Source organism: Teichococcus aestuarii (assembly GCF_042651065.1).
In the GTDB taxonomy this organism is placed as follows: domain Bacteria; phylum Pseudomonadota; class Alphaproteobacteria; order Acetobacterales; family Acetobacteraceae; genus Pseudoroseomonas; species Pseudoroseomonas aestuarii.
In genome coordinates this window covers 64,619-76,853 of sequence record NZ_JBHSCH010000006.1, presented here as the reverse complement: position 1 = coordinate 76,853, position 12,235 = coordinate 64,619, and the positions used below count along the sequence as shown (strand labels likewise).

14 protein-coding genes and 2 tRNA genes are annotated in these 12,235 nt (G+C 72.9%); all 16 read right to left on the bottom strand.

The window, feature by feature from the left end; all coding sequences use genetic code 11:
• Positions 1-4: 4 nt before the first annotated feature.
• Positions 5-80: transfer RNA gene (locus ACFOY6_RS05030), tRNA-Phe, on the bottom strand.
• Positions 81-183: 103 nt separating this feature from the next.
• Positions 184-372 carry a DNA gyrase inhibitor YacG gene (yacG, locus tag ACFOY6_RS05025; protein ID WP_109516150.1) on the bottom strand — a complete coding sequence of 63 codons (189 nt, stop codon included), beginning with the start codon at positions 370-372 and terminating at the stop codon, positions 184-186.
• Positions 362-1,426 carry a ribonuclease E/G gene (locus tag ACFOY6_RS05020; RefSeq protein WP_379649293.1) on the bottom strand — a complete coding sequence of 355 codons (1,065 nt, stop codon included), beginning with the start codon at positions 1,424-1,426 and terminating at the stop codon, positions 362-364. Before ACFOY6_RS05020 ends, yacG begins: the two co-directional genes overlap by 11 nt.
• The gene (locus ACFOY6_RS05015) at positions 1,411-2,076 is read right to left on the bottom strand and encodes a Maf family protein (RefSeq protein WP_379633344.1); all 666 of its coding nucleotides are present in this window, start codon (positions 2,074-2,076) and stop codon (positions 1,411-1,413) included. Before ACFOY6_RS05015 ends, ACFOY6_RS05020 begins: the two co-directional genes overlap by 16 nt.
• On the bottom strand, positions 2,076-2,294 hold the full coding sequence (gene infA / locus ACFOY6_RS05010) for a translation initiation factor IF-1 (protein WP_007003972.1): 219 nt from the start codon (positions 2,292-2,294) through the stop codon (positions 2,076-2,078). The genes ACFOY6_RS05015 and infA overlap by 1 nt, the downstream gene beginning before the upstream one ends.
• A 167-nt stretch (positions 2,295-2,461) precedes the next feature.
• Entirely contained in the window at positions 2,462-3,757 is a 1,296-nt protein-coding gene (hisD, locus tag ACFOY6_RS05005; protein ID WP_109516148.1) for a histidinol dehydrogenase, read from the bottom strand.
• Positions 3,754-4,470 carry an ATP phosphoribosyltransferase gene (hisG, locus tag ACFOY6_RS05000; protein ID WP_379649291.1) on the bottom strand — a complete coding sequence of 239 codons (717 nt, stop codon included), beginning with the start codon at positions 4,468-4,470 and terminating at the stop codon, positions 3,754-3,756. Before hisG ends, hisD begins: the two co-directional genes overlap by 4 nt.
• Positions 4,471-4,506: 36 nt before the next feature.
• Positions 4,507-5,766, bottom strand: a complete 1,260-nt coding sequence (gene murA / locus ACFOY6_RS04995; RefSeq protein WP_379649289.1) for a UDP-N-acetylglucosamine 1-carboxyvinyltransferase — start codon at positions 5,764-5,766, stop codon at positions 4,507-4,509.
• A gap of 14 nt (positions 5,767-5,780) precedes the next feature.
• A complete protein-coding gene (gene dcd / locus ACFOY6_RS04990) occupies positions 5,781-6,335 on the bottom strand; it encodes a dCTP deaminase (RefSeq protein ID WP_109516145.1) in 555 nt (184 codons plus the stop codon).
• A gap of 97 nt (positions 6,336-6,432) precedes the next feature.
• On the bottom strand, positions 6,433-6,612 hold the full coding sequence (locus ACFOY6_RS04985; RefSeq protein WP_379649287.1) for a hypothetical protein: 180 nt from the start codon (positions 6,610-6,612) through the stop codon (positions 6,433-6,435).
• 67 nt (positions 6,613-6,679) lie between these two features.
• Positions 6,680-6,754 (bottom strand) — tRNA-Thr (locus ACFOY6_RS04980).
• Positions 6,755-6,899: 145 nt separating this feature from the next.
• On the bottom strand, positions 6,900-7,091 hold the full coding sequence (locus ACFOY6_RS04975; RefSeq protein WP_109516143.1) for a hypothetical protein: 192 nt from the start codon (positions 7,089-7,091) through the stop codon (positions 6,900-6,902).
• A 43-nt stretch (positions 7,092-7,134) separates the two neighbouring features.
• Positions 7,135-7,506 (bottom strand): phage tail fiber protein, encoded by a 372-nt coding sequence (locus tag ACFOY6_RS04970; RefSeq protein ID WP_109516142.1) that lies wholly within the window; start codon positions 7,504-7,506, stop codon positions 7,135-7,137.
• A gap of 54 nt (positions 7,507-7,560) precedes the next feature.
• Positions 7,561-8,784: a hypothetical protein gene (locus ACFOY6_RS04965; RefSeq protein ID WP_379649285.1), complete on the bottom strand. Its 1,224-nt coding sequence runs from the start codon at positions 8,782-8,784 to the stop codon at positions 7,561-7,563.
• A complete protein-coding gene (locus tag ACFOY6_RS04960) occupies positions 8,784-11,237 on the bottom strand; it encodes a glycosyl hydrolase family 28-related protein (RefSeq protein ID WP_379649283.1) in 2,454 nt (817 codons plus the stop codon). The genes ACFOY6_RS04965 and ACFOY6_RS04960 overlap by 1 nt, the downstream gene beginning before the upstream one ends.
• Positions 11,238-11,279: 42 nt before the next feature.
• Positions 11,280-11,933, bottom strand: coding sequence for a hypothetical protein (locus tag ACFOY6_RS04955; protein WP_379633358.1), 654 nt, complete (start codon positions 11,931-11,933; stop codon positions 11,280-11,282).
• Between the last annotated feature and the right edge of the window lie 302 nt (positions 11,934-12,235).

The window sequence follows — 12,235 nt, the reverse complement described above, 5'->3', positions numbered from 1 at the left end:
GAGATGGTGCCCAGAGCCGGAATCGAACCAGCGACACTGCGATTTTCAGTCGCATGCTCTACCAACTGAGCTATCTGGGCCCATGCTTGAGCGCCCTCTCGGGCGCCGTCGGCAGATGACGGGGAAATAACGGATGCGCCGCGGCCTGTCCAGCGGGGTCGCAGGATTGTTTTGCGGCCGGTTTCAAGCCTGGCCATCCTCCTCCTCAGGCCCCGGCACGGGCGCGCCGGGGATGACGTAGCCGCCCTGCAGCCAGCGGCCGAGATCGACCTGCCGGCACCGGTCGGAGCAGAAGGGGCGGTGCGCCGGGTCGGAGGGCTTGCCGCAGACAGGGCAGGCCGCACGCCGGCGGGGCTTCGGGTCATTCGGCATGGACATGCTCCTGTCCGGGGAGGCAGAGCGGGTCGGCGCGCAGCGACAGCGGCCCGGCGGCCCGGGTGAATTCCTCCAGCGCGCCCGGCCAGTCGCGCAGCGCGGCCAGCACGGCCGGGTGGGCGGTCAGCGCCAGGCGCGCGCCGGGCCGGGCGGCGGCCTCGCGCACACCCCGCCGCAGCGCCAGGAGGCCACGGGTGAGGGGGGAGGGCGGGTCGCCCAGCACCTCGTGCAGCGGGGTGTGCACGCGGCGCCGCTGCAGCTCGATCAGCCCCAGCCCCGTCATGCCGACCAGCCGCAGATGCGGGTCCGCCGCCAGATGCGGCTGCAGCCCCGGCAGCAGGTCGCGCCGGCGGGCGATGGGCATGCCCGCCATGTCGATGAGGATGGCGCCGGCAAGGTGGCGCAGGCGGATCTGCCGCAGCGCCTCGGCCAGGGCGGCGGCGTTCAGGGTGCGGTGCGCCGCCGCGTCGCGCCCGCCGGCGGCGGCGCCGGCATCGATGTCGATGGCCAGCAGGGCGGGGGTGGGGTGCAGCGTCAGCCGCCCACCGCCGGGCAGCGGCACCGCCATGCCGGAGAGGGTCTCGAACGCTTCCTCCACCGCCTCGTCGAAGGCGGGGGCGGTGGAGAGGGACACGCGCGCGGCGCCGAGCGCGGCGCGCAGCCGGGCGGCGGTGGCGGGGTGGTCGGTGCGGAGCGTGGCATCGGGGTGCTGCGCCTCGGGGCCGGGCGGGGCGGCGAGGCGCGGCCCCTTGCCGCCCTGCGCCGCGCGCGTCACCGCCACGCGCAGCCATTCCCCCTCGGTGCGGCCCTTGGCGCCCTCGGAATCGGGCAGGAAGCCGGTCTCGCCGCCCGCCATGGCCAGGAAGGCGCCGCCCATGGCCGGGGCGCGGGCGGAGAGGCGGGCGATGTGCAGGTCGCCCACCCCCTCGGGCCGGGCGGGACGCTCGATGAAGGCGGCTTCCAGCCGGTCCCCGTCGATCAGGTCTCCGCCGAGCAGGGCGGTGCGCTGCTCGCCCGGCGAGACGGAGACCAGGATCAGGGGCGCAGCCACCCGATGCCCCGCAGCAGCTGCGCGGTCTCGTGCAGCGGCAGGCCCACCACGTTGGAATGGCTGCCCGAGAGGAAGCGGACGAAGGCCTCGGCCGATTCCTGGATGGTGTAGCCGCCCGCCTTGCCGCGCCACTCGCCGGAGGCGATGTAGGCCTCGACCTGCGCCGCGGTGAGCCGCTGGAAGGTGACGACGCTCTCCACCACCCGCGTCAGCAGCCGCCCGTCCGGCAGGCCCAGCGCCACGCCGGTATAGACGCGGTGGCGGCGGCCGGAGAGCAGGGCGAGGCAGTCCCGCGCCTGCGCCTCGGTCTCGGCCTTGGGCAGGATGCGGCGGCCGACGCCCACCACCGTGTCGGCGGCCAGCACCAGCGCCTGCGGCTCGCCCGCCATCACGGCGCGCGCCTTTTCCTGGGAGAGGCGCCCGGCCAGCTGGCGCGGCAGCTCCTGGGGGCGCGGGCGCTCGTCGATCTCGGGCGGCAGGATGCGCGCGGGCACGACCCCGATGCGCGCCAGCAGGTCGCGGCGGCGCGGGCTGCCGCTGGCCAGCACCAGCGGCGGGCGGGCCGCCTTGTCTGGCCCGATGGCGTCGGGAAGGGTGGCGGCGCCCTCGGGCGCGGCGGCCGGCAGAGCCGGCGGGCCCGCCTCGGGCATTACTTGAACCGGAAGGTGATACGGCCCTTGGTGAGGTCGTAGGGCGTCATCTCGACATTCACGCGGTCGCCGGCCAGCACGCGGATGCGGTTCTTGCGCATCTTGCCGCTGGTGTGGGCCAGGACCATGTGCTCATTGTCGAGCTTCACGCGGAACATCGCGTTGGGCAGAAGTTCAACGACCTGGCCGCTGAACTCGATCATATCTTCTTTTGACATCAGGCCTCTTTCGGGGGGTGTGGACGGGCGGGGCGGACCATGATCGTCCGCGCCCGGCCGGTCAAGCACAGGCTGCGGGGACGGGCAGGGCGCGCGCCGCTCGGTGCGCCGCAGAAATGGCGCCGCGGCGCGGATTCTTCAACCGTTCAGGGGCGGTGACAGGGGGTTCAGCCCTGCCCCAGCCGCATGGCCACGCTGCGCGCATGGGCGCCGAGCCCTTCCGCCTCGGCCAGCGCCACGGCGGCGGGCCCGATCGCCTCCAGCCCGCGCCGCTCGGCGGCGATCCAGGTGGTGCGCTTGAGGAAGTCGAACACCGAAAGGCCGGAGGCGAAGCGCGCCGTGCGGCCGGTGGGCAGCACGTGGTTCGGCCCGGCCACGTAGTCGCCCAGCGCCTCGGGGCAGTGGGCGCCCAGGAAGGCGGCGCCGGCGTGGCGGATGCGGGCGAACAGCGCCTGCGGCTCGGCCACCATGATCTCCAGGTGCTCGGGCGCCAGCCGGTCGGTCAGCGCGGCGCCCTCCTCCCAGTCCCGCACCACGATGATGGCGCCGTGGCGGCGCCAGCTCTCGCCGGCGATGGCGGCGCGGGGGAGGCTTTTCAACGCATCCTCCACCGCGTGCTCGACGGCGTGCGCCATCTGCCCGCTGGTGGTGATGAGGATGGACTGCGCGCTCTCGTCGTGCTCGGCCTGGGCCAGCAGGTCGATGGCGATGAGCGCCGGGTTCTGCGAGGCATCGGCCAGCACCACCACCTCGGAGGGACCGGCGATGGAATCGATGCCGACGCGGCCGAAGACCTGCCGCTTGGCCTCGGCCACATAGGCGTTGCCGGGGCCCACCACGCGATCGACCGGCGCGATGCTGGCGGTGCCCCAGGCCATGGCGGCCACCGCCTGGGCGCCGCCCACCCGGAAGATCTCGCTGACGCCGGCACGGTGCGCCGCGGCCAGGACGAGCGGGTTCAGCACGCCATCGGGGGTGGGGACGCACATGGCGATGCGCGGCACCCCCGCGACGCGCGCGGGAATGGCGTTCATCAGCACGGAGGAGGGGTAGGCCGCCTTGCCGCCGGGCACGTAGATCCCCACCGCGTCCAGCGGCCCCCAGCGCAGGCCGAGGGTGAGGCCGAGCGGGTCGTCCAGCTCCACGTCGCGCGGCAGCTGCGCCTGGTGGAAGCGCTCGATGCGGGTGGCGGCGAGGTCCAGCGCGTCCAGCAAGGCGGGGGCGCAGCCGGCGCGGGCGGCCTCGATCTCGGCCTCGGTCACGCGCAGCGCGGCGGCGCTGCCGGGGGTCCAGCGGTCGAAGCGGGCGGTGATGTCGAGCAGGGCGTTGTCCCCGCCCGCGCGCACCTCGGCGATGAGGGCGGAGACGGCGGCATCCACCTTGGCGGTGGTGTCGCGCGCCTGGTCGAGCAGCGCCCGGAACTTGCCCTCGAAGCCGGGCTCGGCGGTGGAGAGGCGGATCATGCGGCGGGCTCGGTTCCGGTGGCGGCGAGGGCGGCACGGAAGCGGGCCAGCCAGGCGCCGATCGCCTCGGGCCGGGTCTTCAGCGCGGTGCGGTTGACGATCAGGCGGGAGGTGACCTGGGCGATCACCTCCGTCTCCACCAGCCCGTTGGCCTTCAGGGTGGAGCCGGTCTGCACCAGGTCCACGATCAGGCGGGAGAGGCCGAGCGAGGGGGCCAGCTCCATGGCGCCGTTCAGGTGCACCACCTCGGCCTGGATGCCCTTGGCGGCGAAGTGGCGGCGGGCGACGTTCGGGTACTTGGTGGCCACGGCGAGGCGTGACTCCCGCCCCAGCGCGTGCTGCCCGGCGCTCTCCACCGGCTCCGCCACCGAGACGCGGCAGCGGCCGATGCCGAGGTCGAGCGGCGCGTAGATCTCGGGGTAGTCGAACTCCATCAGCACGTCGGCGCCGCAGATGCCGATCTGCGCGGCGCCGAAGGCGACGAAGGTGGCCACGTCGAAGGAGCGCACCCGCACCACGTCGAGCCCCGGATGGTTGGTCTCGAAGCGCAGGCGGCGGCTGGATTCGGCGTGGAAATCCTCGGCCGGCACGATGCCGGTGCGGGCCAGCATCGGGCCCAGCTCCTTGAGGATGCGGCCCTTGGGCAGGGCCAGGACGAGAGGCGCCGCATCATCGGCGGCTGCCGCGTTGGGGAGGGTGATGGGCTGGTCCATGGCGGGTTGTATCACCGGAAAAGCGGCAAAGCCATGTCAGCCTGGAATACGTTCAATGTCGGCGCCGACGGCGGCGAGCTTGCGCTCGACCCGCTCATAGCCCCGGTCCAGGTGATAGACGCGGTTCACCACGGTCTCCCCGTCGGCGGCGAGGCCGGCGATGATGAGGGAGACGGAGGCGCGCAGGTCAGTGGCCATGACCGGCGCGCCGGAGAGGCGCGGCACGCCGCGGACGATGGCCGAGGAGCCGTGCGCGTTGATCCGCGCGCCCATGCGGGTCAGCTCCGGCACATGCATGAAGCGGTTCTCGAAGATCGTCTCGGTGATCATCGAGGCGCCCTCGGCCACGGCCATCAGCGCCATGAACTGGGCCTGCATGTCGGTGGCGAAGCCGGGGAAGGGCTCGGTCATCACATCGACGCCGTGCAGCCCGTTCAGCCGGCGGGCGCGGACGCCCTCCGCCTCCTGCTCCATCTCCACCCCCGCCTCGCGCAGCGAGCGGGTGCAGGCGCCGAACAGCTCCAGCGTCATCCCCTCCAGCAGCAGCTCGCCGCCGGTGATGGCGCCGGCGCAGGCGAAGGTGCCGGCCTCGATGCGGTCCGGCAGGATGGCATGGGTGGTGCCGTGCAGGCTGTCCACGCCCTCGATGGTGAGCCGGTCGCTCCCCACCCCCTCGATGCGGGCGCCCATGGAGATCAGGCAGTTGGCGAGGTCGGTGATCTCCGGCTCGCGCGCGGCGTTGACGAGCTGGGTGGTGCCCTCGGCCAGCGCCGCCGCCATCAGCAGGTTTTCCGTCGCCCCCACCGAGACCTGCGGGAAGAGGATGCGCGCGCCCTTCAGGCGGCCCTCCACCTTCGCGTCGATATAGCCGGCCGCGAGGTCGATCCGCGCCCCCATCTGCTCCAGCCCCTTCAGGTGGAGATCGACGGGGCGGGTGCCAATGGCGCAACCGCCGGGCAGCGAGACGCGGGCCTGGCCGTAGCGCGCCAGCAGCGGCCCCAGCACCAGGATGGAGGCGCGCATCTTGCGCACCAGGTCGTAGGGCGCCTCGAACTGGCTGGCCGCGCCGTCCAGCAGGATGCGGCGGCCCTCCGTGTCGTGCTCCACCGTCAGCCCGTGCTGGGCGATCAGGTGGCCCATGGTGGCGACGTCGGCGAGCGCCGGGGCGTTGGTCAGCACCACCGCCTGCTCGGTGAGCAGGCCGGTGGCCATCAGCGGCAGGGCGGCGTTCTTGGCGCCGCCGATGGCGATGCGCCCCTCGAGCCGGCGGCCGCCGCGAATGCGGATGCGGTCCATGATGCGCGCTCCCCTTACAGCCGGGGCAGCGCGACGCCGCGCTGGCCCATGTATTTGCCCTTGCGGTCGGCATAGGACACCTCGGGCGCCGCCGAGCCCTGCAGGAACAGGAACTGGCAGATGCCCTCATTGGCATAGATGCGGGCCGGCAGGGGGGTGGTGTTGGAGATCTCGATCGTCACCTGCCCCTCCCATTCCGGCTCCAGCGGCGTGACGTTCACGATCAGCCCGCAGCGGGCATAGGTGCTCTTGCCCAGGCAGATCACCAGCACGTCGCGCGGGATGCGGAAATACTCGACCGTGTGCGCCAGGGCGAAGGAATTGGGCGGGATGATGCAGGTCGGGCCGCGCCGGGTGACGAAGCTGTCATCGGCGAATTTCTTCGGGTCCACCAGCGCGTTGTCCACATTGGTGAAGACCTTGAACTCGTCCGCCACGCGGGCATCGTAGCCATAGGAGGAGAGGCCGTAGGAGATCACCCCCTCGCGCCGCTGGCTCTCGACGAAGGGCTCGATCATGCCGTGTTCGGTCGCCATGCGGCGGATCCAGTGATCGGGCATGATGGACATGGGGCAGGAACGTCCTTCGGCGCGCGGCAGGGCCGGCCCCGATAGCGCAGCGGGCAGCCGCCGGCAACTCGGGGGCTGGATGGCGGGGCCTGCGGGCTCAGTCCTGGCGGGGCGGCTCGGCAGGCGGCGGGGAAGGGGTGGGGGCGGCCCCGGGCGCCTCGGTGGTGGCGCGGGCGCGGCTCTGCGCCTTGCGGCGGCGCAGGTTCTCGCGCAGGGCGGCAGCCAGGCGGGCTTCGCGTTCGCTGCTGCGGTCGGCGGGCGGGGGTGTCTTGCTCATCGGGCGGGCAGGGCGGGGAGGGTCACGGAACGAACCCCCAGGGGCCGGCCATTCCAGGAAGGGAAGGTGGTGCTGCTAGAGAGGATTGAACTCTCGACCTCTCCCTTACCAAGGGAGTGCTCTACCACTGAGCTACAGCAGCATACCGCCGTGGAAGCGAGGCGCTCTCTAAGGGCGGGGGCGGGGCGGCGCAACCCCTTTTTTGCGCCGGGGGCGGAAAACCGCCCCCGGCGCCTGGCGGGAGAAAGGCCTTCCGCCCCCTGCCGGAGGTGGCGGGGTAGGCCTTCTCAGGCGCCGGGCTCGCCGAAGCCGCGCCCCTTCCGCGCCGCCTCCCACACGCCAAGCGCGGCGATGGCGAGGTTCGGCAGCGCCGATTGCAGCTCGGCCGAGAGGCTGATGCCGAAGCCGGCGGCCAGCAGCAGGAACAGGCCGCGCCAGGTGCTGGGCTGGCCGATCTGCTGGCGAATCCATTCGCTCATGGTCGATACTCCCTGGGGGGTGGGATCAGGCTGGGGGCCGGGATCAGACGCCGTTCAGCGTCAGCGCCTCGGCAGCGATGGTTACCGTGCCCGGGCCCGTCACGCTGGCGGTTTGCGCCAAGGGCCCGTAGGCGAGGGCATTGCCACCGCTCGCCGCGTCATAGAGGCCGAGATGCGTCAGGCCGCCGGCGGCGCCCGTGAAGACGAAGCGCAGCGCCTCGGTGTTCCGCTGCGCGCCGGTGCCGGTGAAGATGACCCGCTGGCGGGCATAGCCATTGCCGGCCGGCTCGCCGGTCAGGCCGCCGGCGCCCGCCCCGGTGCCGAGACCGGCATAGACGATGGCGGGCAGCGCGGGCGCGCGGCCGCACAGGGCGCGGGCCAGCATGTTGCGGGCGTAGTCGGTCAGGGTCGGCATGGAGGTGCGTTCCTTTCTGTCCAAGGAGATGTTGCGCGCAGGGGCGGTGCGGCCTCAGCCGGCCGCCGAGACCGCCTGCAGCATGGCGTCGGGCAGGCGCAGCGGGCGGTGGTCGATGAGGGCGACCTCGCCATTCGCCGCACGGTTCAGCGCGGTGGAGGCGTGGCCGACCAGCATCCGGACGAGCCCGGCAGGCGGGGTCACGGCGGCGCTCTGCACCGTGCCGCCATTCAGGCAGAAGGCCACCTCGCCCTGCGCCCAGGCCAGGGCGGCACGGAACGGCGTGCCCGGAACCATGTTGCCGCCCGGGAGCGCGGCCAGGGTGGCGCCGCCGCTGTCCACCACGCCGAAGATCTCCGACCCGCCGGAGGTGTTGCGGATCAGCAGCCGGTTGGCATCCGTGCCGTCGTCGATCTGCAGCAGGCCCTGGCTGGCGCCGAAGGCAGCGGCATTGGGCAGCATGCCCGCCACCACCACCGTCCCCGCGCCGCCGAGGCCGCCGGGCGGCGACCAGATGGGCGCATCGGCGCTGCGCGACGACGCGGCGGGAGCGCCGGCCGGCGGCAGCACCGGGGAGGTGGCCACCTCGCCCCGCTCGAGCTGCGGGGCGCCGAGGAAGAAGGTGGCGTTGATCGCTGCGCCCGCGTTCTGGGTGAAGTAGAAGCGCGGCACCAGGCCTGTGGTGCCGGAGCCCATCACCGTGGTCAGGCTGGGGCGGGCGAGCGTGGCGCCCGGCGAGACCGCCAGGCTGCTCGGGCTGGCCGTGCCGCCGGCGGTGCGGATCGAAAGCTGGATGTTGGACAGGCCGGCGAGGCTGCCGCCGGTCAGTGCCACGAAGAAGCTCGCCGCCCAGATCTCGGTGGCCGTGGTGGGGACCGAGGTGTCCGCATCGAAGGTCAGCGCCGTGTTGAGGCCGTTGCCGGTGCCGCTCACCTGCAGCTGGAATCCGGGGATGCCGTTCAGCACCGCCGGCCCCAGGAGGACGAGGTTGGCCGGGCTGCCCTGCAGGCTCCAGGTGGATGGCAGGGTGCCGGCGGCCGCGCCCTCGCATCGCGGGTTGCGCAGGCTGTTGGTCCTGCCCGCCTCCACCAGCAGCCGGCGGGCCGGCCCGTGGAAACGTGGCGTGTCCGCCGCCGCGGCCTGCCAGAGCCCGGCCGCATCCTGCACCAGCGCCGCACCGGCGCGGCTGAGGGCGACGCGCCCCGCGTGATCCGGGCCCAGCGCGCGCAGCGGGATGCCCGCGCCGGGCAGCCCGAGAAGACTGGCCGTGGTGATCATCAGGGCGCCCCCGCCCCCACCAGCTGGCAGATCTTCGTCGTGCCGCCATCCGGCGAGTAGGCCAGCAGCGTCGCCACGCCGCCGGCGCGGATCCTGGTGAAGCCATCGCTGTTGGTGGGCGAGGCGTTGCTGGTGAAGCCCGACAGCGTCAGCCCCAGATCCGCCCCCGTGCGGTTCACCACCGTGCAGGAGAAGCCATCGCCCGTGTTGGCCCAGCTCAGCGAGAGGGTGGTGCCGGCGTTGGCCACGAGCATCCGCGCATTGTGCGCGGCATGCGTGACGGTGGTGGCCGCCGAGAGCAGCACGGAGGTCAGCCGCCGGTCGGTGAACTGCGCGTCCACATACTGCTTCGTCGCCGCATGCAGGCTGGCCGCCGGGCTGGCGGGCAGCACCAGCGGGCCGGTCAGCGTCACCGTGCCGTTGGCGGCGATGCGGAAGCGTTCCGCCACGCTGCCGCCCTGGCGGGTCTCCACCACCACCGCGCCGGCCTCGGCGCCGCTGGTCACCGCCTCCGCCACCGTCACGAGGCGGGCGAAGACCTGCTCTGTGCCGGCGCTGTTGTTGCCGCTGCTCTCCAGCACGCCGATGCGGTCATTGGCCGCCGGCGTTGCGGAGAGGCGGCGCAGCCGCACCGTCTGCGCCGCCGTCATGCCGCTGCCGCCGAAGGTGAAGCCGGCATTCGGGTTGCCCGTCTCGCCGGCGAAGACGCAGTCGGTGCCGGAGATCGAGAAGCTGGCGTAAGGCGCGTTGCCGCTGTTGTGGAGCCGGAGCTGGCTGCCCAGGCTGCCGCTGCGGCGGTGCAGGTTCACCGCGCCATCCGTGTCCATCGACAGCCGCGTCTCGATCGCGGCGCCCGAGGAGACGGAGGCCAGCTCCAGCCGCCCGGCGGCGATGCGCTGGGTGGTGGGGGTGCCGCTGCCCAGGCGGTTGCCCAGGAGCTGCAGCCGCTGCATCGCCGCCGCGCTGTCGGCGGTGAAGGTGACGGCGCTGGTGTCGCAGCCCGAGACGATGAGGTTGCCTGCGCTGGCGCCGAGATGGATGGCGCTGATGGTGACGTTGCCGGTGCCGGGCGCGCCGGTGAAGTCGCAGCCAATGAGCGACAACTGGCCGGCCAGCACCTCGGCGATGCGGCGGGCGCCGCCGGTGATGTTGACGCCGATCATCTCGTGCTGCTCGTTGCCGGTGGTGTTCACCTGCACCGAGCAGCCCTTGGAGGAGAGGAAGCCGCCCACCCACTTGCAGCGCAGCGCCGTGCCGCCGATGCGCACGCCGATGGTGGCGGGGTCCGCAGCGTCCACCCAGCCATCCGTGCCGCTGTTGAAGAAGCTGCAGGAATGCGTGGCGTCCTGGATGTCGAAGCCGATCTCGTGGCCGAACTCGAAGCAGTTGTCGAAGGTGGCCATGTCGACATCGTTGACGACGAAGCCGGTGCCGGGCCGCCGGTTCGGGCTGATGTAGACGGCGCCGCCCGCCGTCCAGCCGGCCGCGTAGGTGCTGCCCACCAGGTCGACCGTGGTGGCGTCCACCACCGCCACCGTCCAGCGGCCGTAGCAGCCCGGCGCGCCGGAGGTGCGCACCTCGGCGATGTTGATGATGTCGCCATTCACCAGGCTGTGCGGCGTGGCCATGGTGACGCGGAACAGCCCGGCGCCGTTGCTGGCGACGTTGGTGATCAGGATTCGGGTGTTCGACCAGCTCCGCGAGGTGGTGACCAGCGGATGCCAGTTCACCTCGCTGATGCGCGAGACGTCGAAGGAGCGGGCGAAGTAGAGGCCGTTGGTGCAGTCGCCCAGGATGTTCTCGATGCGCACGCGCGCATTGCCGTTGCTGTGGATGCCCCAGTTGAAGCCGAGGATCAGCAGGCGGGAGAGCTGGCTGTCGGCGCCGTTGGCGATGCCGCTGCCGCCGCTGCCGTCGCCGATGGTGACGGCGGTGCCGGCGAAGGCGGCCACCTCGTCCAGCCCCTCGCGCAGCGTGGCCGGTACGCCGAGGCCGCGGCGGAACAGGGCGATGCCGTCCAGCCCGCCATTGCGCCGCACCCGGATGGTGTAGGCGGGATCGACGATCAGCGCGTACGGCACGCCGCTGTAGCTGCCGCCGATCCGCCAGCCGCCGGAGCCGGGGCGGCCGCGCAGGAAGACGCCATCCTTCAGGATCAGGTCGGCCGCGCCGATCAGGTAGCGGCGCGGGCCGATCAGCACCGTGCCGCCGCCGCGCGACGCGGCCGCGTCGATCGCCGCCTGGATGGCGGCGGTGTCGTCGGTCACGCCATCGCCCACTGCCCCGTAGTCGCGCACATGCAGCTCGCGGTCGGCCATGATGCCGCCGCGCAGCTGCCGGATGGTGGCGCGCCGCGTCTCCGCGGCGGCCTGGCTGCCCTGCACGAGCGGCGCCACATCATCGTCGGTGAGAGCGGCGGCCGCCGGCAGTTCCGTGATCTTCTTGTCGGACATGGAGCAGTGATCCTTCGGGCAGGGGAGGGCGGGCGGGCGTGGTCAGAGCAGCAATTCGCCGCCCTCGGCGGCGGCGAGGCTGGCGCCGGATTCGGTCAGCAGCGCGAAGGGCTCGGTGACGACGAAGGACGCCGAGGTCTGCGCCGCCAGCGGCTCCGCCGTGTCCTGCACCCGGATGCGGTAGCCCGAGCCGGGGTCGGGCGCGGTGAAGCTGGCCGAGGCGCCGCCCGACGCCACCGCCACCACGACCGGGCCGGCGATGACCGCGCCCGCGGCGTTGAGCATGCTGAAGCTCAGGCTGGCGACCGGCCCGGTGACGCGCGCGCCGATGGTGAAGCTGCGGCCGATGTAGAGGCCGGTCGGCACCGGATCGAGCGCGACGCTGCGCGTCTCGGCCGGCACCGGGCCGAGCGAGAACTCGAAGCCCAGCGCGGTGCTGCCGTTCAGCCGCAGCGGCGGGGCCGAGGCGTCCAGCACCAGCCCGTTCCCCACCCCCGCGCTGCTGCGCACCGGCAGGAAGGTGAGCGAATCCGCCGATTGCAGCACCACCACATGCCCCGGCTGCAGCCGGGCGGCGACGCTGGTGAAGTAGCCCGGCGCCAGCACCGCGGCGCGGGTGTCCGTGGTGACGTAGAGCCAGAGGGTGAAGCTGTCCGTGCTGGCGAGCGAGGACAGGCCGCGGGGATCGAACGGCATGCGCGTCTCCTGGATGGGTCGCGAAGGGCGTGCGGGCCCGATCCGCGTGCCGGCCCCTGGCGCATGGCGAATGGCGCATGGCGAAGGGCCGGCGCGTGGAGGGGCCGGGAAGGGCGATCAGGAATGCCGGGGAAACGGGCCTGCGCTGGACGCAGCTCACCCGTTGATGGCTAGGATTTAAAGAACATATTGACGCTTTGTCAAGAAAATATTCCCAAATCCATCATCGCCACGCCGCAGCCCGTGGACCCCTGGGCGGCGGGGAATTAACCTGCCGTTCCGTCTCCATTCCGCTGCAGGGA